Annotated in this window: 25 protein-coding genes; 15 read left to right on the top strand and 10 right to left on the bottom strand. The window is 70.0% G+C overall.

Annotated features, from left to right (window positions below; translation table 11 throughout):
- The first annotated feature begins 4 nt into the window (after positions 1–4).
- Positions 5–607 carry a phosphatase PAP2 family protein gene (locus ACM6LR_RS20400; protein ID WP_414944306.1) on the top strand — a complete coding sequence of 201 codons (603 nt, stop codon included), beginning with the start codon at positions 5–7 and terminating at the stop codon, positions 605–607.
- Here the strand turns inward: ACM6LR_RS20400 and zapE are convergent.
- Complete coding sequence (gene zapE, locus ACM6LR_RS20395; RefSeq protein ID WP_414944305.1) at positions 561–1,595, bottom strand: cell division protein ZapE; 1,035 nt, start codon at positions 1,593–1,595, stop codon at positions 561–563. The two genes, ACM6LR_RS20400 and zapE, sit on opposite strands and share 47 nt — an antisense overlap.
- 98 nt (positions 1,596–1,693) lie before the next feature.
- On the opposite strand from zapE, the gene ACM6LR_RS20390 reads away from it, so the two are divergent.
- From ACM6LR_RS20390 to ACM6LR_RS20345, 10 genes are all read left to right on the top strand, one after another.
- Positions 1,694–2,440 carry a pyrimidine reductase family protein gene (locus tag ACM6LR_RS20390; protein ID WP_414944304.1) on the top strand — a complete coding sequence of 249 codons (747 nt, stop codon included), beginning with the start codon at positions 1,694–1,696 and terminating at the stop codon, positions 2,438–2,440.
- Positions 2,437–2,994, top strand: coding sequence for an RNA polymerase sigma factor (locus tag ACM6LR_RS20385; protein ID WP_414944303.1), 558 nt, complete (start codon positions 2,437–2,439; stop codon positions 2,992–2,994). The genes ACM6LR_RS20390 and ACM6LR_RS20385 overlap by 4 nt, the downstream gene beginning before the upstream one ends.
- Positions 2,991–3,419, top strand: coding sequence for a hypothetical protein (locus ACM6LR_RS20380; protein WP_414937593.1), 429 nt, complete (start codon positions 2,991–2,993; stop codon positions 3,417–3,419). Before ACM6LR_RS20385 ends, ACM6LR_RS20380 begins: the two co-directional genes overlap by 4 nt.
- Positions 3,420–3,553: 134 nt before the next feature.
- On the top strand, positions 3,554–4,003 hold the full coding sequence (locus tag ACM6LR_RS20375) for an Asp23/Gls24 family envelope stress response protein (protein ID WP_414937592.1): 450 nt from the start codon (positions 3,554–3,556) through the stop codon (positions 4,001–4,003).
- Positions 4,003–4,179, top strand: coding sequence for a hypothetical protein (locus tag ACM6LR_RS20370; RefSeq protein WP_005157087.1), 177 nt, complete (start codon positions 4,003–4,005; stop codon positions 4,177–4,179). The genes ACM6LR_RS20375 and ACM6LR_RS20370 overlap by 1 nt, the downstream gene beginning before the upstream one ends.
- Complete coding sequence (locus ACM6LR_RS20365; RefSeq protein WP_414937591.1) at positions 4,176–4,541, top strand: Asp23/Gls24 family envelope stress response protein; 366 nt, start codon at positions 4,176–4,178, stop codon at positions 4,539–4,541. Before ACM6LR_RS20370 ends, ACM6LR_RS20365 begins: the two co-directional genes overlap by 4 nt.
- Before the next feature lie 11 nt (positions 4,542–4,552).
- The gene (locus ACM6LR_RS20360; protein ID WP_414937590.1) at positions 4,553–5,089 is read left to right on the top strand and encodes a DUF6286 domain-containing protein; all 537 of its coding nucleotides are present in this window, start codon (positions 4,553–4,555) and stop codon (positions 5,087–5,089) included.
- Entirely contained in the window at positions 5,086–5,673 is a 588-nt protein-coding gene (locus ACM6LR_RS20355; protein WP_414937589.1) for an alkaline shock response membrane anchor protein AmaP, read from the top strand. The genes ACM6LR_RS20360 and ACM6LR_RS20355 overlap by 4 nt, the downstream gene beginning before the upstream one ends.
- A 28-nt stretch (positions 5,674–5,701) precedes the next feature.
- Positions 5,702–6,781: an ATP-dependent DNA ligase gene (locus ACM6LR_RS20350; RefSeq protein ID WP_414944302.1), complete on the top strand. Its 1,080-nt coding sequence runs from the start codon at positions 5,702–5,704 to the stop codon at positions 6,779–6,781.
- Between the two features lie 71 nt (positions 6,782–6,852).
- Positions 6,853–8,418 carry an alpha/beta hydrolase gene (locus ACM6LR_RS20345; protein ID WP_414944301.1) on the top strand — a complete coding sequence of 522 codons (1,566 nt, stop codon included), beginning with the start codon at positions 6,853–6,855 and terminating at the stop codon, positions 8,416–8,418.
- Between the two features lie 107 nt (positions 8,419–8,525).
- Here ACM6LR_RS20345 and ACM6LR_RS20340 read toward each other — a convergent pair whose 3' ends face one another.
- Positions 8,526–8,768, bottom strand: a complete 243-nt coding sequence (locus ACM6LR_RS20340; protein WP_414937586.1) for a DUF2630 family protein — start codon at positions 8,766–8,768, stop codon at positions 8,526–8,528.
- Positions 8,769–8,852: 84 nt separating this feature from the next.
- On the opposite strand from ACM6LR_RS20340, the gene ACM6LR_RS20335 reads away from it, so the two are divergent.
- Positions 8,853–9,209, top strand: coding sequence for a thioredoxin family protein (locus tag ACM6LR_RS20335; protein ID WP_414937585.1), 357 nt, complete (start codon positions 8,853–8,855; stop codon positions 9,207–9,209).
- A gap of 87 nt (positions 9,210–9,296) precedes the next feature.
- Here ACM6LR_RS20335 and ACM6LR_RS20330 read toward each other — a convergent pair whose 3' ends face one another.
- Together ACM6LR_RS20330 and pruA are read right to left on the bottom strand one after the other, a co-directional pair.
- On the bottom strand, positions 9,297–10,226 hold the full coding sequence (locus tag ACM6LR_RS20330) for a proline dehydrogenase family protein (RefSeq protein ID WP_414937584.1): 930 nt from the start codon (positions 10,224–10,226) through the stop codon (positions 9,297–9,299).
- An 18-nt stretch (positions 10,227–10,244) separates the two neighbouring features.
- Positions 10,245–11,882, bottom strand: coding sequence for an L-glutamate gamma-semialdehyde dehydrogenase (gene pruA, locus ACM6LR_RS20325; RefSeq protein ID WP_414937583.1), 1,638 nt, complete (start codon positions 11,880–11,882; stop codon positions 10,245–10,247).
- 147 nt (positions 11,883–12,029) lie between these two features.
- Here pruA and ACM6LR_RS20320 point away from each other — a divergent pair, with 147 nt between their 5' ends.
- Complete coding sequence (locus tag ACM6LR_RS20320) at positions 12,030–13,604, top strand: PucR family transcriptional regulator (protein ID WP_414944300.1); 1,575 nt, start codon at positions 12,030–12,032, stop codon at positions 13,602–13,604.
- A 492-nt stretch (positions 13,605–14,096) separates the two neighbouring features.
- Here ACM6LR_RS20320 and ACM6LR_RS20315 read toward each other — a convergent pair whose 3' ends face one another.
- From ACM6LR_RS20315 to ACM6LR_RS20290, 6 genes are all read right to left on the bottom strand, one after another.
- Positions 14,097–14,333, bottom strand: coding sequence for a S1 RNA-binding domain-containing protein (locus ACM6LR_RS20315; protein WP_414937581.1), 237 nt, complete (start codon positions 14,331–14,333; stop codon positions 14,097–14,099).
- Positions 14,334–14,486: 153 nt separating this feature from the next.
- Positions 14,487–15,527, bottom strand: coding sequence for an LLM class flavin-dependent oxidoreductase (locus ACM6LR_RS20310; RefSeq protein ID WP_414944299.1), 1,041 nt, complete (start codon positions 15,525–15,527; stop codon positions 14,487–14,489).
- Positions 15,528–15,534: 7 nt separating this feature from the next.
- A complete protein-coding gene (locus ACM6LR_RS20305; protein ID WP_414937579.1) occupies positions 15,535–15,927 on the bottom strand; it encodes a DUF6221 family protein in 393 nt (130 codons plus the stop codon).
- Positions 15,928–16,149: 222 nt separating this feature from the next.
- On the bottom strand, positions 16,150–16,437 hold the full coding sequence (locus tag ACM6LR_RS20300) for a hypothetical protein (RefSeq protein WP_414944298.1): 288 nt from the start codon (positions 16,435–16,437) through the stop codon (positions 16,150–16,152).
- Between the two features lie 78 nt (positions 16,438–16,515).
- Positions 16,516–17,535 (bottom strand): DNA polymerase domain-containing protein, encoded by a 1,020-nt coding sequence (locus ACM6LR_RS20295; protein WP_414944297.1) that lies wholly within the window; start codon positions 17,533–17,535, stop codon positions 16,516–16,518.
- Positions 17,536–17,563: 28 nt separating this feature from the next.
- Positions 17,564–18,121, bottom strand: a complete 558-nt coding sequence (locus tag ACM6LR_RS20290; protein ID WP_414937576.1) for a GNAT family N-acetyltransferase — start codon at positions 18,119–18,121, stop codon at positions 17,564–17,566.
- 24 nt (positions 18,122–18,145) lie between these two features.
- Between ACM6LR_RS20290 and ACM6LR_RS20285 the strand changes: the two genes are divergently transcribed.
- On the top strand, positions 18,146–18,832 hold the full coding sequence (locus tag ACM6LR_RS20285) for a TVP38/TMEM64 family protein (protein ID WP_414937575.1): 687 nt from the start codon (positions 18,146–18,148) through the stop codon (positions 18,830–18,832).
- 181 nt (positions 18,833–19,013) lie between these two features.
- Positions 19,014–20,627 (top strand): protein kinase domain-containing protein, encoded by a 1,614-nt coding sequence (locus ACM6LR_RS20280; protein WP_414937951.1) that lies wholly within the window; start codon positions 19,014–19,016, stop codon positions 20,625–20,627.
- The last annotated feature ends 28 nt before the right edge of the window (positions 20,628–20,655 follow it).

Below are 20,655 nucleotides of genomic sequence, written 5' to 3'. Positions count from 1 at the left end.
CCGGATGAGCGGAAGAGCGCCGTACGGGCTGGTAGCGACGACCTGCGCCGTGCTCATGGTCGTCCTCGGCCTGCTGGTCTCCGGCGAAGGCCTTTCCGGCCCTGACGCACTGGCCGACGAGTGGGTGCGGCGCAGCTTCGACACCGACCTTCTGCGACTCCTCGTGCTGCCGACCGAGGCCTACGTCCTGATCCCGGTCGCGGTCCTCGCCGCCGCACTCCGCCTGCTGGGACGGCGCAAACCCGAAGCGGCCTTGGCCATCGTCGGCCCGCTCATCGCCATCTTCGCCAACACCTGGGTGCTCAAACCCCTTTTCGGCCGCTGGAAGAACACGTGGCTCGCCTATCCCAGCGGGCACACCGTCGCGCTGGTCGCGGTGCTGACCGTGCTCGTCCTGCTCGCCAGGCCCGGCGTCGCGACGGTCGTCATCTCGCTCGTGGGCGCGGTGGTGCTCGGTGGTGTCACGATCGGCATGATCGGCCTCGGCTACCACTACCTGACCGACGTCGTGGGTGGCACGTTCTTCGCCGTCGCGGTCGTATGCGCGACGTGGATGCTGCTCAGCCGGGTTGCACGGCGTCGCGCGCCAGTGCTGTCAGGCGGCTGACGGCACGCAGGTACTTCTTGCGGTAGCCGCCGTTCACCATCTCCTCGGTGAACAGCAGCGGCACCGGCTCGCCCGAGACCATCAGCGGGATCGCGCGGTCGTAGAGCCGGTCGGCGAAAGCGACCAGCCGCAGTCCGACGTTCTGGTCGGGCACCGGGTGGATGTCGCGCAGGTGCACGCGGCTCACGCCGTCGAGAAGCCTGCCGTAGCGCGAAGGGTGCAGCCCGCCGAGGTGGTCGCACAACGCGTCGAAGTCGTCCACAGTGGACTCGGGGTGCGCGGCGGCGGAGGCTTCCAGCTCCTCCGGGCTCGCTGGCGGCGGCGCGTCCGGCAGGCCTCGGTGACGGTAGTCCGGGCCGTCGACGCGGCAGACGCCGAACCGGGCGGACAGCGACTGGATCTCGCGCAGGAAGTCCGCGGCGGCGAACCGGCCCTCACCGAGTTTGTCCGGCAGCGTGTTGGAGGTCGCCGCCACGAACACCCCGGCCGAGATCAGCTCCCGCAGCAGCCGGGTGACGAGCATGGTGTCGCCGGGGTCGTCGAGTTCGAACTCGTCGATCGCCAGGAACCGGTGCTCGGAAAGGCGTCGCACCGCCTCGGCGAACCCGAGCGCGCCGACGAGGTGGGTCAGCTCCACGAACGTCCCGTACGCCTTGGGCGAAGGCGTCTCGTGCCACGTCGAGGCGAGCAGGTGGGTCTTGCCGACGCCGAAACCGCCGTCCAGGTAGAGCCCCCTCGGCCCGGTGGGCGCGTCGTCCCCGCCGCCGAACAGCGCGCGCAGCTTCGACTTCGGCTTCCGGTTCGCGGCTTCCGCGACGCGCTTCGCGAACGCGCCACAGTCGACGACGGCCTCAGCCTGGCTCGGCTCGTCCGGGTTGGGCACGTAAGTGGAGAACCGGACCGCGTCGAACCGGGGCGGCGGGACGAGCGCGGTGATCAGCTCGTCGGCGGACAGCTCCGGACGGCGATCGATCAGGCGGGCGGGCATTCGCCGAGAGTAACCGCACCGGCGGCGGCCGTTCACCCTCCCTGACCGGGCGTATCCCCCGCTCAGCGGTGCCGTCGGGCTCGTGCTGGGATGGAGGTGTGCAGCTTTTGTGGCCAACGACACCGGCGGATCCCGTCTCCGACGCCGACCTGGAGCGGCTCTACGGGTATCCCGAGAACCTGACCCGTCCCTGGGTCCAGGTCAACTTCGTCAGTTCCGCCGACGGCGCGGTCGCGGTCGACGAGCTGTCCGAGGGCCTTTCGCACCCCGCCGACAAGCGGATCTTCCTGCTGGGGCGGCTGCTTTCCGACGTGATCGTGGTCGGCGCGGGCACGGCTCGCGCCGAGGGTTACCGCGGCGCGCGGATCAACCCCGAACGCACCGCCCGCCGGGTCTCGCTCGGGTTGTCCGACGTCCCGCCGATCGCGGTGGTGACCCGTTCCGGTGAACTCGACCCCGCGGGCCCGCTGTTCACCGACACCAAGGTCCCGCCGATCGTCATCACCACCGAGAAGGCACCACGAGCCGCGCTGGAACGCGCGGGCGCCGACGTGCTCGTCGCCGGAACCGATGACGTCGACCTCCACGAGGCGCTGAAACTCCTGGCCGGGCGAGGGCTGTACCGCGTCGACTGCGAAGGCGGGCCGACGCTGTTCGGTGACCTGATCGCGGCCGACCTCGTCGACCAGCTGTGCCTGACCATCGCTCCGCTGCTGGCGGGTGCTGGCGAGCGCCGGATCGCCGACGGCCGGCCCGCCCCGGAACCGCGCCGGATGGACGTCGCGTCGATGCTGTTCGAGGACGGATTCACCATGCTGCGCTACCGCCGCCGGGAGGGCGGGTGAGCGAGCCCGCGCCGGTTTCGGACCAGGAACTGGTGACCAGAGCCGCCAGCGGGGACCACGGTGCCTTCGACACCTTGGTGCGGCGCCACACGGCCCGGATGTACCGCGTGGCGCTGAGGATCACCGGCAGCGCGTCGGAGGCAGAGGACGTCGTCCAGGAGGCCTGGCTTTCCGCGTGGCGCGCGCTGCCAGGGTTCCGGCACGAGTCCGCGTTCTCCACGTGGCTCTATCGGGTGACGACGAACGGCGCGCTCGGTCAGGTCCGGCGCCGGAAACCGACCGTGCCGCTCGACGAGGGCGACGCCGGGATCGTGCCTGGCCCGGAGGGTCACGTGGTGAGCGCCGAGCAGGTCGGCACCGTGCTGCGCGCGATCGCCGAACTCGATGTCGGCCAGCGGATCCCGCTGATTCTGCGAGAATTCGAGGGGATGACCTACGAGGAGGTGGCCGAGGTTCTGGAAGTCAGTGTGCCCGCCTTGCGTGCCCGACTGCACCGCGCGAGGGTGGCGCTGCTGGCGAAGCTCGGCGAGACTTTCAGACCGGGGGAACGGTGAAGAGCGAGGATCCGCGCGACGACCCCCGGTGGGAGCAGGTGCGCGCCGCCGCGAGCCGCCCCGTGCCGACACCGCCAGGGCTCGTCGAACGTGTGCTTCGCTCGGTCGGCGGCGCCCGCGGCAGGCACACCACGGCACCGCTCGACCTGCCCTCGGCAGGGGGGAAGACCCAGGTGTCGGAACGGGCACTGGTCCTGATGACCAGGGGGCTCGCCGCCGAGATCGGCCGCGACCTCGGCGGGGTCCACGTCTCGGCCGTCGCGCTCGAAGACGACGTGCTCCAGGTGCTGGTGACGGTCCGGTTCGGCGTCGAAGCGGTCGCCGCGGAACTGTTGCGGCACCGCGTCACCGCGGCGCTGACCGGCCAGCTCGGCTCGGCCCCGCCCGCGATCAACGTCCACGTCGTCGACGTCCACCCGGACTGAACCCCGGAAGTGATTACCCCGTTCGGGGGACATCGCGGGACGGCTCGGCATGCGCGTGTGTCCTGGTCGGTGAGAGCGTTAGGAACGCCGCGCGCGCAGGTCGCGCGGCGCAAGTGCGAGAAGGAGCGAACTTCATGACGCAACCGAGCGCGAGTAAGCCCGACACCCTCGTGACGGGGTCGTCCCTCAACGAGGAAGGCGCCGCCGGCAAGACCACGATCTCGTCGGTGGTGGTGCAGAAGGTGGCCGGTCTCGCCACCCGTGAGGTGACCGGGATCCACGCGCTGGGCGGCGGGGTCTCGCGGGCCTTCGGCGCGATCCGCGAGCGGATCCCCGGTTCCGGCACGGTCACCACGTCCGGTGTCTCGGTCGAGGTCGGCGAGAAGCAGGCGGCGATCGACCTCGACGTGGTCGTCGAGTACGGCGCGCGCATCGTCGACGTCGCGCGGGCGGTGCGCCGCAACGTGATCGGCCAGGTCGAGCAGATCACCGGCCTCGAAGTGATCGAGGTCAACATCGCGGTCAACGACATCCACCTGCCCGACGAGAACGGCGGCGAGACCGAGACCTCGCGGGTCGCATGATGAACGGAACCCAGACCGGCCTGCTCGCCGGGCTCATCCTCGGCCTCGCCGCGACACAGGGTTTCACCGCGTTCCTGGTGACTCTGGCCGTCGGCGTCATCGGCCTCGTCCTCGGCCGCGTACTCGACGGCGAACTCGACCTCGGCGACCTGTTCGGCCGGGGCCGCGACAAATGACCGTCCCGCCCGACCCCGGCACCCCTGACGATCGCGGCTCCCTCACCATCGCGCCGTCCGTGGTCCGCAAGATCGCGCAGCACGCCGCGGACCAGGTCGACGGGACCATCCTCGCCGAGCGGCGGATCGCCGGACTCGGGCTGGGGACCCACGGCGCGAGCGCGAAGGTCGGCGGTGAGGGCAACGACGTCGACCTCGTGCTCGACGTTGCCTTGAAGTACCCGGCACCGGTGCGGCGGGTCGTCGGCGATCTGCGCGCCCGGGTCACCGAGGAGGTCGAACGGATCACCTCGTACCAGGTCCGCGACATCTCGGTGACGGTCTCCGCGCTCCTGCCCGACATCGCGCCCCGCGTCCGTTAAGGAGCATCCGCATGCGTTTGTTCGTCCGCCTGCTGTCCGCCCTGATCGGGCTGGCGCTGGCCGCCGCCGGGGTCCTGCTGGCCTTGGAGGTCGGCTGGGGCTGGTGGCGGCCGGGGCGGGGACCGCTGTTCGTGCCGTGGGACGACTGGCGCGACAGGCTCGCGGAACTGTCCTGGAGCGCTCCGGCTGTCCGGTACGTCGCGATCGGCGTCGCGATCGTGGGGCTGCTGCTGATCCTGGCGGCGGCCTCGGCCGGGCGGCGCGCCATCCGGCTGACCGATCCGGCGAACGAGGTCAGCGTGACCACGTCGCCGCGTTCGCTGGCCCGGCTGGTGGGGGTGACCGTGCGGGCGCAGGACAACGTCGCCGGCGCGAAGGTCACCGCCACCGCCAAGAAGGTCCGTGTCCGCGCGACGAGCAGGCTGGAAACCGAAGGGCAGCTGCGCCCGCGGCTGCTGGAGACGGTCTCCGGCCTGCTTGACGATGTCCCCCTGGTGCGACGGCCGAAGGTGTCCGTCGTCGTCGACTCCCCGAAGGACCGCCGATGACCCGTTCGGTCTCCGCCAAGGCGCTCGGCCGGTCCACCGGCACGGAACGCACCCTGACCGTCCTCATCGGACTCCTCGCGCTGCTCGGCGGGGCCGCCGTGCTCGTGGTCGGCGCGGGGTGGCTCGGCACGTACCGCGCCGGCCGCTCGCTCGTGGATCCGATCGCGCTCGACTGGCTCTCGCAGCACGCGCCCGCCGCCCGCGTCGGCGCGATCGTGCTCGGCGTCCTCCTGTTGTGGCTGGGACTGTGGTGGTTCTTCCGGTCGTCGCGTCCGGAAGGCCGTCCCGACCTCGAACTCGACGACGACCTCGTGGTGACCTCCTCGGCCATCTCCGAGGCCGTCCGCGCCGACGCCGAGACGATCGACGGTGTCGGACGCGCCAGGGTCCGCGCGGTCGGCGACAGCGAGAACCCGGCTCTGCGGATCACGCTCTGGCTGAGCGAGGGCACCGACCTGAAACGGGTTTGGGAGCAGCTCGACCTCACCGTGCTGGCCCGCGCGCGGGAATCACTCGGGGTCGACGTGCTGCCGACCGCCGTCCGGCTCGAACTCGACACGGGAGCACCGCAACGGGTGCGCTGAGCACGTCGCCTGCGCGAGAATGGCCGTCATGTCGCTTCCCTTGACACCGCCGGTCAAACCGATGCTCGCCAAACCGGCGAAGGCGATCCCCGATTCCGGCGGCCTGCTGTTCGAGCCGAAGTGGGACGGGTACCGCTGCCTGGTGTTCCGCGACGGCGACGAGCTGACCCTGCAGTCGCGGTCGGAGAAGCCGCTCAACCGGTACTTCCCCGAGGTCGTCGAGCGGCTGAAGGCGGCGCTGCCCGAACGGATCGTGCTCGACGGCGAACTGGTGGTCGGCCGGGACGGGAAACTGGACTTCGACGCGCTCACCGACCGGATCCATCCCGCCGAAAGCCGGACCAAGCTGCTGGCGGAGCAGACCCCGGCGGAGTTCGTCGCGTTCGACCTGCTGGCGCTCGGCGACGAGTCCTATCTGGACGAACCGACGTCGAAACGGCGGGAACTGCTGGAGAAGCTGGCCTCCGACGGCATCCACCTGACCCCGGCCACCTCGGATCCGGCGATCGCGCGGCACTGGTTCGAACTGTTCGAGGGCGCCGGTCTCGACGGCGTCATCGGCAAACCGCTCGACGAGCCGTACACCCCCGGCAAACGGGTGCTGCTGAAGTACAAGCACTCGCGCACCGCCGACTGTGTGCTCGCGGGACTGCGGTGGCACGTCGACGGCGAAGCGGGCGAGATGGTCGGCTCGTTCCTGCTCGGGCTCTACGACGAGGACGGCGTGCTGCACCACCCCGGTGTCGTCGGGTCGTTCCCGGTCACCCGGCGGCGTGAACTGGCCGAGGAACTGGCGCCGCTGATCACCGACGGGGCCGATCACCCGTGGCTGGGCGACAACGTGCGAGAGCACCAGCGGATCCCCGGCGGGGTCACCCGGTGGAAGTCCAAGGAAGCCCCGTGGGTGCCGCTGAAACTGGAAAAGGTGGTGGAGGTCGGCTACGAGCACACGGAAGGCGGTTACCCGTCGCGTTTCCGCCACACCGCGCAGTTCAAGCGCTGGCGTCCCGACCGCGAACCGGATTCCTGCACCTACGCCCAGCTCGACGAGGTCGCCCGGTACGACCTGGACGCGGTGTTCCGCGGCGAGGTCAAGCGCACCCGCTAACCGTGTCCTGACATCCGACCTGCGAAGCTCTCCTCAGAGCTTTGTCATGCCCGGAAAGTGAGGACCAGCCCGTGCGCCCCGCCAGCACCGTCCGCCGCAGGCCACGGCTGATCCTGATGACGGCCATGGTCGCGACCGTGCTCGCGGGCTGCACGGCCGGGCCGTCGGTCCGGCCCGCAGTGATCGACAACGACGGCAAACCCACTCCCGGCGGTTCGTCGTCGGCGCAGCCGGTGCCGCTGCCGCCACTCACCGAACCGCGGTCGCCGTCCATCAAATGGGAGGACTGCGACGAAGCGACCCGGCAGCGGCTGGGCCAGCCGCCCGTGCCGGACACGCTGAAGTTCTCCTGTGCCAGGGTGCCCACCACGCTCGACGCGCCGGACCTGCCCGGCCGCGGGCTTTCGCGGCTGTCGGTGGTCAGGACCGGGGGCGGGCCGATCCCGCTCGTCGTGGTCAACGACGTCGACGGTGAACCCGGGTCGCTTTACGCCGCCCGGCTGGCCGCGACGCTGCCGCCCGAGTACCTGCGGAAGTTCTCCCTGATCGGCGTGGACCGGCGCGGGACCGGGACTTCCGCGCCGGTGCAATGCATCCCCACGGAGATCCGCACCGACCTGCTCGGCGGCGATCCGGCAGCCGGCGACCTCGAAGCCGTGGTCGACGCGGCGCGCAGGGCGGGCCAGCAGTGCACGATCGAGCTGGACGACTCGCAGGTCGCGATGGACAGCTGGCGGGCCGCGGGTGACCTCGACGAACTGCGGGAGCAACTGGGGCTGGACAAACTGCACGCGTTGGGACGCGGTGACGGATCGAAGGTCCTCGCCGAGTACGCCGTGCGGTTCCCCGCGCAAGTCGGCCGCGTCATGCTCGACGGGCTGCCCGACCCGGCCCCCGACGCGGCCGCCGTCCAGGAATCCGTCGCCGCGAGCGCGCAGGCCACCCTCGACGCGTTCGGCGCCGACTGCCTCGCCAAGGGCTGCCCGATCGGCGACGCCCGATCGGCCGTGACCGCCGTCGCGGACCGGCTTCGCGCCGCTCCCGCGACGACCTCCGACGGGGTGGAGATCACGCCGGGGATCGCGCTGTACGCCGTCCATTCCGGGCTCGCGCAGCGCTCGCGCTGGGTGGAGCTCGCCGAGGCGCTCAAGACCGCGCGGACCGGCGACGTCACGCCGCTGGCCGCGTTCGCCGAACCGGTGCTGAAGGACTCCCGGGCACGGCCGTCCCGCCTGGACGGCACGCTCGCGACCAAGTGCAACGACAGCGCGACGCGGCTCTCGGCCGAAGAACTCACGCGCGTGACCACGACCTTGCGCGACAAGTACCCGCAGTTCGGCGTCTTCGCCGCGCAGCAACTGGCGTGGTGCAGCCCGTGGCCCGTCCGCCGCGAACCACTTCCGCCAGCCGGCGCCCCGGGCGCCCCGCCGATCCTCGTCGCGGGCACCGCGACCGACCCGGTCACGCCGGAACAGGGCACCGGCCGGGCCGCCGACCAGATGCCGAGCGCGGTGACGATCACCTGGCAGGGCGCCGGGCACGGCGCGCTGAGCCTCTCCCCCTGCGTCACCGACGCGACGCGGGCTTTCCTGATCGACGGGAAGATCCCGGTCGACGGAACGCTTTGCCCGGTCTGAGGCACCCTCGCAAGCTGAAGGGGACTTTCCCCGCATGACATGGGGGCAAAGCGCCCTTCACCGCGTGAGACGCGGGGAAAGTCCCCTTCAGCCCCCGCCGGAAAGCGCTACTGCCGGTAGGACTCGACCTCGCTGACGGGCCGCGCCGAAGCCTGGTCCGGGTCCTCGTCGAACTCGACCCGCGCCCGCCGCTGCCGCAGCAGGTCCCAGCACTGGTCCAGCTGCTGCTCCACACCCGCGAGCCGGGCGCGGTCGTCCGAGCTCAGCCCGGACCCGATCGCCCGCGAGCGGAGTTCGTGCTCCACGCTGACCAGCTCGTCGATCCGGCTGAGGATGTCTCCGTCGGCCATGCGCACCTCCTTCTGAGTTGCTCCACCGCAGACGCTACGCGCTCTCGCGGGAATGTGCGTCCGGCCTGTTTCGTTACGCCGGTCATGAGCACAGTTGAGCTGACCGCCGCCAACTTCGATCAGGTCGTGTCCGAGAACGACTTCGTGATCATCGACTTCTGGGCCGGCTGGTGCATGCCGTGCCGCCAGTTCGCGCCGACCTACGAAAAGGTGTCGGGCAAGCACGACGACATCGTGTTCGCGAGCGTCGACACCGAGGCCGAGCAGCAGTTGGCCGCCGCCTTCGACGTGCGCTCGATCCCCACGCTCGCGGTGATCCGCGACAAGACGGTCATCTACGCGCAGCCAGGCGCGCTCCCGGAGAAGACCCTCGAGGACCTGATCCAGCAGGCGCGCGACATCGACATGGACAAGCTCAAGGAAGAGGGTCAGGAAGCCTGAGAAAACGTAAGAAGGGGCCCTTCCCGGCGGATTTCGCCGGGAAGGGCCCCTTTGTACTTCAGCGGAACCGTGCCACCAGGGACCGGGTCAGCCCCGGGTGGCGAGTCCGCGCAGGAAGAACGCCAGGTTCGCCGGGCGTTCCGCCAGCCTGCGCATGAAATAGCCGTACCATTCGTCGCCGTAGGGGACGTAGACGCGCATCGTCTTACCGTCACCCGCGATCCGGCGCTGCTCTTCGGGACGGATCCCGTACAGCATCTGGAATTCGTGATCGTCCGCCTTGCGGCCGGTGTCCATCGCGAGCTTCTCTGCGATCGCGATCATCCGGGGGTCGTGTGAGGCGACCATCGGATAACCCTTACCCCGCATGAGGATCTTCAGGCAGCGCACGTAGGACTTGTCCACTTCGGACTTGTCCAGGAACGCGACCTCTTCGGGTTCGGCGTACGCACCCTTGCACAACCGGACGCGGGAGCCCTCCCCGGCGAGGTCGCGGCAGTCCTGTTCGGTACGCCGCAGATAAGCCTGCAGCACCGCGCCGACCCACGGGTACTCGGTGCGCAGTTCCCGCAGGATGCCCAGCGTCGAGTCGGTGGTGGTGTGGTCCTCCATGTCGAGGGTCACCGTGGCACCGACCGCTTCGGCCGCCGCACAGATCTTGCGGGCGTTCTCCAGCGCGACCTTCTCACCGTCGGCCGGCAGGAACTGGCCGACCGCGGACAGCTTCACCGAGACGTCCGCGCCGAACGCGAGGCCGTCGGCCGCCAGCGCGGACAGCAGTTCCTCGTAGGCACGGACGGTCGTCGTGGCCTGCTCGGCGTCGGTGGTGTCCTCGCCGAGGTGGTCGAGGGTGACCCGAAGACCGTCGTCGGCCAGTTCGCGGACCACCCTGGCGGCGTCGGGCGTCCCGGCGCCGGCGACGAACCGACCTACCACCGATCGGGTGGCGGGGACGACCTCGACCAGCTTGCGCATCCGCTGGGATCGAGCGGCGGCGAGCAGCGGGGCACGCAACATCACGGACTCCTGGAGAACTCAGCCCTGGTGGGGGTAACGGACGCTGGTCGGCGGAACGAAGGTCTCCTTGATCGAGCGCGGGCTCGTCCAGCGGAGGAGGTTGAACACCGAACCGGCCTTGTCGTTGGTGCCGGAAGCGCGGGCACCGCCGAAGGGCTGCTGGCCGACGACCGCGCCGGTCGGCTTGTCGTTGACGTAGAAGTTGCCGGCGGCGAAGCGAAGCGCCTCGGCCGCCTTCGCGACGGCCGTGCGGTCGTTGGCGATGACGGCACCGGTGAGCGCGTAGTCGGCGGTCTCGTCGACCAGCTTCAGCACGTTGTCGAAGTCCGCTTCGGTGTCGTCTTCGTAAACGTGGATCGAGAGGATCGGGCCGAAGTACTCGGTGCGGAAGATCTCGTGCTTCGGGTTGTCCGAAACGAGGATCGTCGGGCGCACGAAGTAGCCGACGCTGTCGTCCGCGGTGCCACCGGCGATGACCTCGACCTCGGCGTCCTCGGCGGCGCTCTTCAGCACGGCGGCGTGCTTGTCGAAGGCACGGCGGTCGATCACGGCGCCACCGAAGTTGCTCAGGTCGTTGACGTCGCCGTAGGTGATGGCCTCGGTCTCGGAGACCAAGTCGTCCTTCAGGCTCGCCCAGAGCGAACGCGGGACGTAGGCGCGGGACGCGGCCGAGCACTTCTGGCCCTGGTACTCGAACGCGCCGCGGATCAGCGCGGTGCGCAGGATGTCGACGTCGGCCGAGGCGTGCGCGAGCACGAAGTCCTTGCCGCCGGTCTCGCCGACCAGGCGCGGGTACGTGCGGTAGCCGCCGATGTTGGCGCCGACGGTGCCCCACAGGTGCTGGAACGTCGGGGTGGACCCGGTGAAGTGGATCCCGGCCAGGTCGCGGTGGGTCAGGGCGACCTCGGAGACGGCCTTGCCGTCACCCGGCAGCAGGTTGATCACGCCCGGCGGCATACCGGCCTCTTCGAGCAGACGCATCAGCATGTGCGCGGCGTAGCTCTGCGTCGGCGACGGCTTCCACAGCACGACGTTGCCCATCAGCGCGGGCGCGGTCGGCAGGTTGCCCGCGATCGCGGTGAAGTTGAACGGCGTGATGGCGTACACGAAGCCCTCGAGCGGGCGGTGCTCCATCCGGTTCCAGATTCCGGGCGAACTGACCGGCTGCTCGGCGAGGATCTGACGGCCGAAGGCGACGTTGAAACGCCAGAAGTCGATCAGCTCGCAGGCGGAGTCGATCTCGGCCTGGAGGGCGGTCTTCGACTGACCGAGCATGGTGGCGGCGTTCAGCCGGGCACGCCACGGGCCGGCCAGCAGGTCGGCGGCACGCAGGATGATCGCGGCGCGGTCGTCGTAGGACAGCGCGCGCCAGCCGGGAGCGGCGGCCTTCGCGGCGGCGATCGCGTCGTGGGTGTCCTGCGCGGTCGCGCTGTGGATGACGCCCAGCACCGCCTTGTGGTTGTGCGGCTGGACGACCTCGATCTTCTCGCCGCCGCCCTTGCGCTGCTCACCACCGATCGTCACGGTGAGGTCGATGGGGTCCGCGCCGCCCAGCGACTTGAGCGCGCCCTCGAGTTCAGCGCGCTCGGCGCTGCCCGGTGCGTAGTTCAGCACCGGCTCGTTCTTCGGGGCGGGGGTCTGGGTCACGGCGTCCACTGACTGCTCCTGACTTCACTTCGCCGGTTAGAGGTCTCACCCCGAACGCTAGACCGGACGCCTCCGCTACGGCTTGTTCAACTGGCTAGAATCAGGGTGACCATCTTGTCCGATCGGCTTAATTCGGTGATTACAGCGACTACGGATTTGACTACTGGCGCTTCCCTGCGGCATGTCCTCGCCACACTCGGGGAACCGCTGGTCAGAGTGCTCGCGGCCCCGGGCGGACTCGGGGATCAGGTGGAGGACGTCGTCATCCACGATCCGGAGGATCCGCCCGACGCCCATCCGGGTGATCTCGTCCTGGTGATCGGGGCTCGCGGCCGGGCCGCCGCGGGCGCGATCCGGGCGGCGGGGCGGTCCGGCGCGGCCGCCGTGGCGGTCAAGAACGGCTCGGCCGTCGTCAACGTCGCGAGCGACTCCGGGATCGCACTGATCGAGGTCGGCCACGAGGCACGCTGGGAACAGGTCGAGGCGCTGGCCAGGGGTGTCGTCGACGCGGCCCGCGCCGGTGGCGAAGCGGACAGCGGCGAGGTGCTGGGCGACCTGTTCTCGCTCGCGCAGACCATCGCGACGCTCACTGGCGGCCTGGTCAGCATCGAGGACACCTCGAGCCGCGTACTGGCCTATTCGCGGGCGGGCGACGAGGTGGACGAACTGCGCCGTCTCTCAATCCTCGGCCGCGAAGGCCCGGAACGGTACCTCGCGATGCTGCGCGAATGGGGTATCTACCAGCGGCTTCGCGCCGGGGAAGGCATCGTCCGCGTCGACGAGCGGCCCGATCTCGGCATCCGGCGCCGAATCGCGGCCGGGATCCACGCCGGGTCACAAGCGTTAGGCACGATCTGGGTGCAGGAGGGCACGCATCCGCTCACCGAACGCGCGGAAGTCGCGTTGCTCGGGGCGAGCCGGGCGCTCGCGCCCCAGCTGATCCGGCACCGGACCCTGCCCAGCCCGGAACTCCGGCTGCGCGAGGACCTGCTGGCTGGGCTGCTCGACGGCCGTTTAGAGGTCGAATCCGTGGCCGACGACATCGGCGCGGATCCCGGGAAACCCGCCATGGTGCTGGGGTTCTCGCTCCCCCGCGACCGGGCGGCGACCGACCGGCAACTGCGGCGAGCCGAACTGGTGCACCTGATCACCGTGCACACCGCCGCGTACCGGCGGAGCGCGCTGGTGAGCGTGATCGGCGGCCGGGTCTACGCGCTCCTGCCGGATCTGCCCGAGCACGCCGAGACGCGGATCCTGGCGCTGGCCAAGGAAATCGTCGGCACCGCGCAACGACATCTCGACGTCCGGGTGCGCGCGGCGCTGGGCGGTGTCGTCCCCCGGCTCTCCGACGCGGCCGCCTCGCGTGGCGACGCGGACCGCGTGCTCGCGACGATGGCGCGCGGGCACGGCACCGCGGACGTCGCCTCACTGGCCGACGTCCGCGCCGAGGTCCTGCTGTCCGAGGTACTCGCTTTCCTCGGTGAGCAACCGAGAATCCGCGACCCTCGCTTGCTCGAACTGATCGCGCACGACGCGGAGCACGGCGGCATCCTGGTACCCGCGGTGCTCACGTACCTCGACGCGTTCGGAGATGTCCGGCGCGCCGCGCGGGAGCTGAACATCCACCCGAACACGGTGCGGTACCGGGTGCGGCGCGCCGCAGAGGTGTCCGGGATCGACCTGGACGACCCCGCGCAGCGCGTCCTCACCCAGCTTCTCTTGCGCCTCTAGCGTTTCGGACCATCGTGCCGGCGACGCGCACGATCATCGGCCACGTCACCGAAGGCTTCGGCAGGCAGCCGCGGGACGAGCACGATCTCCGCGGACGAGTACGACCGCCTCGGCCGCGCCGACACCGCGGACCGGCTGCGCGCCGAGGCCGCCGTGCTGGAACACGCCCTCGCCCAAGACCGCAAGTAGTCCTCTAGTTGCGGTTGTACGCGTCACGAACTACCGCAACCAGAGGACTAAACGCGCCGGACCCACTCGCGCAGACGTCCGTGAAGGCCTCCTTAAGGGACTCTGGGTCCCTTAAGGAGGCCTTCACGGACTTCACGCAGCGTCACCCGCAGCCCTGAGCGACTGGTTCATGAGTGGGGAGGATTGGGGACGCTGAACGTCTTCAATCCTCCCCAGCGCCACAGGCCAAGCCGCAAGTAGTCCTCTGGTTGCGATAGTTGCGCGTGCAAGGACCGCAACCAGAGGACTGAACGCGAGGGGTCGTCAAGCCAGGGTCAGGCTGAACCGCCGGTTCTGGACGTCCAGCTTGTCGAGCCGCACCGCGACGGCCGCACCCGCGGTGAGCGGACCGGCACCGCCGACGGTGGGCAAGAGACCTTCCATCCCTTGGGCCACTTCGACGAACGCGCCGAACGGCAGCACCCGCGTGACGACGCCGTCCAGCACACCGCCGTCGGCGTTGGCGACGACGAAATCACGCCAGTTCTCGTTGGGGGACATGCGATTCACCTCCTCTCCGCGCATCGTCCACTTCGCAGGGACACACGCGGAGGCGGGCTGCGGGCCCGCGCGGAGATCAAATGTCGGCCGGGGAACCCGTCCGCTCACGGCACGAGGCCGACCCGGCAGTCATGGCCGCGACACTAGCAAGGATCACGACGCCGCGGCGAGACTCCGCAGCCCCGCCACTTCGGCGAGGGCCCGATAGGAGTCCAGCCGGTCGGCTTGGTCGAAGGTGCTGGTGGTCACGAGGATCTCGTCGGCGCCGGTCTTGGCGACGAGGCCGGACAGCCGGTCGCCCACCTCGTCCGGAGTGCCGGCGAGCTGACCGTCGAGCGCCCGGTCCAGTCTCTCCTGGTCCCGTTCGGACAGTGGCCCCGCGAGGATCTCCTCCACCGGCGACAGCGGCGGGAAAACCCCGTGCGTGCGCGAGTAGACCGTCGACCACGCTTCGGGGATCAGCAGTCGTCGAGCGGCTTCGGCCGTCTCCGCGACCGCGATCGCCGTGGACATCACGACATACGGTCGCGAAGCCTGCGCGGACGGACGGAAGCCGGAGCGGTAGCCCTCGATGGCTTCGAGCAGCGGCCCCTCGCCCCGGACCGGCGCGATCACCAGCGGCAGCCCCAGTTCCGCGGCCAGCCGCGCCCCGGCACCGGTGGCCAGCAGGAACGCGGGTACGCGCAACCCTTCCGCCGGAATGGCGTGCACACCCGGATACGCCGTCTGGTCACCCGCCAGGAAGCCCAGCAGTTCCCGGACCTGGTCACCGAAGTCGTCGGCGTCGTCCTTCTCGTGCCCGAGCGCTTGGCGGACCCCGCCGGTGAACCCGACCGACCGGCCCAGCCCCATGTCGATCCGGCCGGGGAACAGCGATTCGAGGACGCCGAACTGTTCCGAGACCACCAGCGGCCGGTGGTTCGGCAACATCACGCCGCCGGTGCCGACCCGGATCCGCTCGGTCGCCGAAGCGACCGCGGCCGCCAGCACCGTCGGTGCCGAACCGGCCACGCCGGGCACACTGTGATGCTCGGAAACCCAGAACCGGTGATAGCCCAGCGCTTCGATGTCCCGTGCGAAGGCGACCGTGTCCCGCAACGCGCGGGGCGCGTCGCCACCGCGGCGGGTCGGGGACCGGTCCAGTACCGAAAGCGTGATCACCCCCGGATCAACGCGCCCGGCCCCGCCTGGCATTCCCCGCTCAGGGGCGCCAGCGTTCGCTGTAGTCCGGATGGTCGGCGTGGGGAAGGGCGAGCAGCCGCAGGGTCAGGCACCAGTTCGTCCCGGCCTCGTCGGCGGGCACGTTGCACGTCTCGCACCAGTACTCGTTGCCGTACAGGGGAAATCCCGGGACCTTCTCCGAAACCGTGGTGCGGTGCGCCTGCAGGAGCCGCCGGGTCGCCTCGATCTCGTTGATCATCTGATTGACCACGTCGAGTTCGATGTCGTGCAGCGACCGGATCTTCTTTTCGATGACGACCTTGGTCTCACCACGATTGAGGGATTCGCTGATCTCGGTTTTCTTGACCGCCTGCATGATCAACGCCTGGCGCTGTCCGACACGCGCGGCGAGAAAGGCGATCAAGTCGTCCACAGGCACTCCTTCGTCTCCCCCACCGTAAACGTTCGACGGGAATTGTCGCTGGCAGGAGCCCTGCCGTTACGACTGGGCCGCACGCGTCACACAGTCTCGTATCGGTTCGCCGTGGAGCGGTAACAGGTTTCTCGATCGACACGAAAGCGCAATCACTCTGCGAGCAAAGCGAAGAAGAGACGGATGACAAGTACGAATTCGTCACCGAAACCGCACGCACCGTCACGAAATAAGAAGCCGCTTGTGGCCGGGCTCACTGTGGCGCTCACCTTTGGGCGCGGGCATCGGCGTGGTGGCGGCCACATCTCCGAGAGCGCCCGCCTCGCCGATGGCCGCCGCGACGGTCACCGTCACGGCGGAGGCCGCGCCCGCGTCGACCGTGACTGTCTCGGCGCCCCCGGACCGGCGCCCGGCGGCAACGGGCTGTGTCGCACAAGCCAGTTTCGGGACATCAGACGTCGCGAAAGTGGCTTTCGCGACACGCTCGGCCGCGCTCGACGCGTGGGTCACGGGTCCGTCGGGTGGGCCGTGAGTGAAAGGGTGCCTGGTGTCCTGACCGGCCTTCACAGCATCAGCACCCCAGGTGGCTTAGGTGTCGTCGCGCGCCTTGCTGGGCTGGACCCGCTTCGGCTCGCCCGGCATTTTCGGGTAGTCCGGCGGATAAGGCATCTCGCGGAGGCCGTGATCGCGCTCGTCCCGCGCGTACCACTCCAGCAGCGTCTCGATGCCGAACGCCTGCTCGTCCATCGGCACGTGGAGGTCGCCGCGCTCGGCGTAGAAGGCACCGGCGGTGAGGACGTCGAAGTCGTCCGGGTCGACCTCGGTCAGCAGGTCCCAGGTGAGCGGGGTCGACACGGTGGCACGCGGGGTGCCGCGGACCGACCACGCCGAGGCCACCGTGCGGTCGCGCGCGGCCTGGTTGTAGTCGATGAAGACCCGGCCGCCGCGTTCTTCCTTCCACCACGCGATGGTCGCCTTCTCGGGGATCCGGCGCTCGACCTCGCGGCCCAGCGCGATCACCGCGTGGCGGACGTCGATGAAGTCCCATTCGGGCCGGATGCGCACCAGGACGTGCACGCCGCGGCCGCCCGACGTCTTCGGGTAGCCGACGAGCCCGGCCGAGTCGAGCACCTCACGCACCACGCCGGCGACCTCGACAGCGTCGCTGAACCCGGCCTCGTCCGGCGGGTCGACGTCGATGCGGAGTTCGTCGGGGTGGTCGACGTCGGGACGCCGCACCGGCCACGGGTGGAAGTCGAACGTGCCCAGGTTCGCCGCCCAGGCGAACACGGCGGCCTCGGTCGGGCAGACCTCCTCGGCGGTCCGGCCCGACGGGAAGGTGATCTTCGCGGTCTCCACCCACTCCGGGGCGCCCTTCGGCACGCGCTTCGCGTAGAACCACTCGCCCTCGACGCCATCGACGTAACGCTTCAGCGTCGTGGGCCGCTCCCCGACCGCGCGCAGCAACGGCTCGCCGATCGCGACATAGTGCTCCACGACCTGGCGCTTCGTGATCCCGCGGGCCGGGAAGTACACCTTGTCCGGGCTGGACACCCTGACCTTGCGCTCGCCTACCTCGACTTCGATCGGCTCACCGTTCTTGGGCATGCGCCCACCGTAGCCAGTCCGGCGCGACTCAGGGCCGTGGATCGTTCTTCAGAAGTGCCATCGTGATGACGTCATGCCACTCGCCGTCCCACCACAGGGCTTCCCGCTGAAGCCCCTCGCGGACGAACCCGCACTTCTCGTAGACACGTTGGGCCCGCAGGTTGAACTCGAACACCTCCAGCGAGACGCGATGGACACCGACGATGTCGAACGCGAAGTCCAGGATCAGCTTCGTCGCCTCGGTGCCGTAGCCCTTGCCGAAGACGTCGGGCCCGGTCAGCGCGATCCGGAACGCGGCGGAGCGGTTGTCCTCGTCGAAGTCCGAAAGCACGACTTCGCCGAGGTAGACCCGATCCGCCTTGCGCAGGATCGCGTAGTCGGCCCGGTCGTCGAGGCCCGGCCGCGAGGCCAGCCACTCGCGGATCTGGTCCTCGGTGAAGACGGTGTGCGTGCCGGTCAGCCGGGTGGTCTCCGGCTCCCGCAGGGCCCGCCAGGCGGACTCGAAGTAGGACTCGTCGAGCTGCGCCAACACGACGTTCTCGCCGGTGAGTTCGGGCTGCGCTCGCAGCGCCTCGGTGTCGATCACAGCGAATACCGTACGGTTGACGCGGTGTCCGGCCGTACCAAATTGATTCTCGCGCTCACCGTGCTCGCCCTCTTCGTGACGGCCGCGGTGCTCCTGCCGATCCCGAGCCCGGCCGGGCTGCGGGCCTGGGCGGCCGGACTCGGCCCGGCCACACCGCTGGTGTTCTTCCTGATCTATTCGGTACTCACCGTGGCACCGATCCCGCGCACCGTGTTCAACCTGGCAGGCGGCCTTCTGCTCGGCGCCACGACGGGCATCGTCGTCGGCATCCTGGCGACCACGGTCGCCTCCGGCCTCTCGTTCACCCTTTCGCGGGCACTCGGCCGCGACCTCGTCACCCGGCACCTGCACCGGGCCAAGGTCCGCGCGGTCAACGACCGGCTTTCCGACGGCGGGGTACTGGCGATCACCTCCTTACGGCTGATCCCGATGGTGCCGTTCGCTCCGTTCAGTTACCTGTGCGGAGTGTCGTCGGTCCGTTTCGTTCCGTATCTGATCGGGACCGCGCTCGGCAGCCTGCCGGGGACGGTCGCGGTCGTCGTCCTCGGCGACGCGCTGACCGGGGAAACACCGCCCGCCCTCCTGGTCTGTTACGCCGTGTTCGCCGCCGCGGGGGCCATCGGGCTGGTGCAGGTCTTCCGGCGGAAGGCCGTTCCGGTGGCCGAACCGGTCGATGAGGAAGATGCGCCCGCATCCGCACCGGCGAGCTGACGGGGAACCGAAACCGTCGCCCGCTACACTCGATCGGGTGCGCGCGACCATCACGACCGCGTAACGCCACCGTCACCCCGGAATGTGCTAGTCAAAGAATGTGTCAGGAGCAGTCGCCATCGACACCGGTCAGCTGATCGCTGGGCACTATCGCCTGGTCGAGCAAATTGGTAGCGGTGCCATGGGGGTGGTCTGGCGTGCCATCGATGTCCGCCTCGAGCGCTCGGTGGCGGTCAAGCAGATCCTCCCGCAGCCAGGTGTCTCGGAGGCCGAGCGCGACAACATGCGCCAGCGCGCCATGCGCGAGGCGAAGAACGCGGCCCGTTTCCAGCATCCGAACGCGATCGTGGTGTTCGACATCGCCGAACACGGCGGCGACCCCTGCCTGGTGATGGAGTACCTGAACGGCCCGAGCCTCTCGGCGATCATCTCCGATGAGGGCACGCTGCCGCTGGGACGCGTCGCGAAGATCGGCGAGCAGGTCGCGTCGGCGCTGGTCGCCGCGCACCGCGCCGGGATCGTGCACCGCGACGTCAAACCAGGGAACATCCTGATCGACGAGTCCGGCACCGCGAAGATCACCGACTTCGGCATCTCGCGCGCGGCGGGCGACATGACGCTCACCCAGACCGGCCTGATCGGCGGCACCCCTGCCTACCTCGCGCCCGAACTGGCACGCGGCTCGGACCCGGTGCCCAGCTCCGACGTCTTCGCGCTCGGCGCGACGCTCTACCAGGCGATCGAGGGTCAGACGCCGTACGGGAACAGCTCCAACCAGCTCGCACTGCTGTACGCGGCCGCGAACGGGCAGATCAACCCGCCGCAGCAGGCGGGCGCCGCGACGGCGCTGCTGATGAGCCTTCTGCGCACCGAACCGACCGAACGCCCGACCATGGCCGAGGCCCGGGAGCGGCTCGCCGCGCTGGCGGCGAACGAGTCGGGCGCGGGCACGGCGGCCTCGCCGCGGCTCTTCGGATCGGGCGGCGGCGGCAGACAGCCCGCCGTGCCTGACACACCTGGGCACGGCATTCCCGGCGGGGACCGGCCGCCGTGGCAGCGGACCGAGAAACCGGCCCAGTCCGCCGCCACCCCTCCTCCGCCTCCTCCCGCCAAGCAGCACACGCCGACCGCCGCGTTCATGCCGATGCGCTCGCAGGCCGCCCCGCCGAACACCCCGCCGCGCCCGGTCGCCGCGATGAGCCAGCCGCCGTCCGCGGCCGCCCCGATGCGACCGTCGCCGGCGAAGCCCTCGGACGGCAAGCGCAAAGCCGTCCTGTTCGCGGGCGCCGGCGCCGCGGTCGTGGTGATCGCCGTGATCGTGTTCCTGGTGCTGAATTCCAGCAACGGCGGCGGCAACAACCAGGGCGGCAACAACGCCGGCGCCAACCCCCAGCCCGGCACCTCGACCTCCAAAACGACTCCCCCGTCGTCTTCGAAGGCGAGCCAGGCGGGGCTTGGCAAGACGGAGAGCGAGCGGGTCACCAACTACTCGAGCGTGGGCACCTTCGTCCTCGAATTCTTCGACACGGGCAAGATCGGGACGTCCGCGAGCTGGAAGAAGCTCACAGACGCCGCGAAGGGCGTCTACGGCTCGGAGCAGGCTTTCGCCGATTACTGGAGCACCCACAAGGTCACCGGTGCCGACACCGCTCGAGCGGACAAGGGCGGCGGCAACGCCGACGGCTCGATCGACATGAACATCACGCTCAACAAGGGAACGCGTCCCGCGCTGCGTGTCGTCCAGGTCGGCGGGGAGTACTTCATCGACGCCGACACACGAGTACTCGGTAACTGACGCAACGTGGCGGTGGTGAGACCCGCCT

Source organism: Amycolatopsis sp. cmx-11-32, from assembly GCF_047608695.1.
Classification (GTDB): Bacteria; Actinomycetota; Actinomycetes; order Mycobacteriales; family Pseudonocardiaceae; genus Amycolatopsis.
This window is presented reverse-complemented; position numbering and strand designations above follow the sequence as displayed.

Coding starts and splice junctions, on each gene's coding strand:
- ACM6LR_RS20400 (WP_414944306.1), top strand. CDS start 5: ATGAGCGGAAGAGCGCCGTACGGGCTGGTAGCGACGACCTGCGCCGTG.
- zapE (WP_414944305.1), bottom strand. CDS start 1,595: ATGCCCGCCCGCCTGATCGATCGCCGTCCGGAGCTGTCCGCCGACGAG.
- ACM6LR_RS20375 (WP_414937592.1), top strand. CDS start 3,554: ATGACGCAACCGAGCGCGAGTAAGCCCGACACCCTCGTGACGGGGTCG.
- ACM6LR_RS20370 (WP_005157087.1), top strand. CDS start 4,003: ATGAACGGAACCCAGACCGGCCTGCTCGCCGGGCTCATCCTCGGCCTC.
- ACM6LR_RS20365 (WP_414937591.1), top strand. CDS start 4,176: ATGACCGTCCCGCCCGACCCCGGCACCCCTGACGATCGCGGCTCCCTC.
- ACM6LR_RS20360 (WP_414937590.1), top strand. CDS start 4,553: ATGCGTTTGTTCGTCCGCCTGCTGTCCGCCCTGATCGGGCTGGCGCTG.
- ACM6LR_RS20355 (WP_414937589.1), top strand. CDS start 5,086: ATGACCCGTTCGGTCTCCGCCAAGGCGCTCGGCCGGTCCACCGGCACG.
- ACM6LR_RS20350 (WP_414944302.1), top strand. CDS start 5,702: ATGTCGCTTCCCTTGACACCGCCGGTCAAACCGATGCTCGCCAAACCG.
- ACM6LR_RS20340 (WP_414937586.1), bottom strand. CDS start 8,768: ATGGCCGACGGAGACATCCTCAGCCGGATCGACGAGCTGGTCAGCGTG.
- ACM6LR_RS20335 (WP_414937585.1), top strand. CDS start 8,853: ATGAGCACAGTTGAGCTGACCGCCGCCAACTTCGATCAGGTCGTGTCC.
- ACM6LR_RS20330 (WP_414937584.1), bottom strand. CDS start 10,226: ATGTTGCGTGCCCCGCTGCTCGCCGCCGCTCGATCCCAGCGGATGCGC.
- ACM6LR_RS20315 (WP_414937581.1), bottom strand. CDS start 14,333: ATGTCCCCCAACGAGAACTGGCGTGATTTCGTCGTCGCCAACGCCGAC.
- ACM6LR_RS20310 (WP_414944299.1), bottom strand. CDS start 15,527: ATGCCAGGCGGGGCCGGGCGCGTTGATCCGGGGGTGATCACGCTTTCG.
- ACM6LR_RS20295 (WP_414944297.1), bottom strand. CDS start 17,535: ATGCCCAAGAACGGTGAGCCGATCGAAGTCGAGGTAGGCGAGCGCAAG.
- ACM6LR_RS20280 (WP_414937951.1), top strand. CDS start 19,014: ATGGGGGTGGTCTGGCGTGCCATCGATGTCCGCCTCGAGCGCTCGGTG.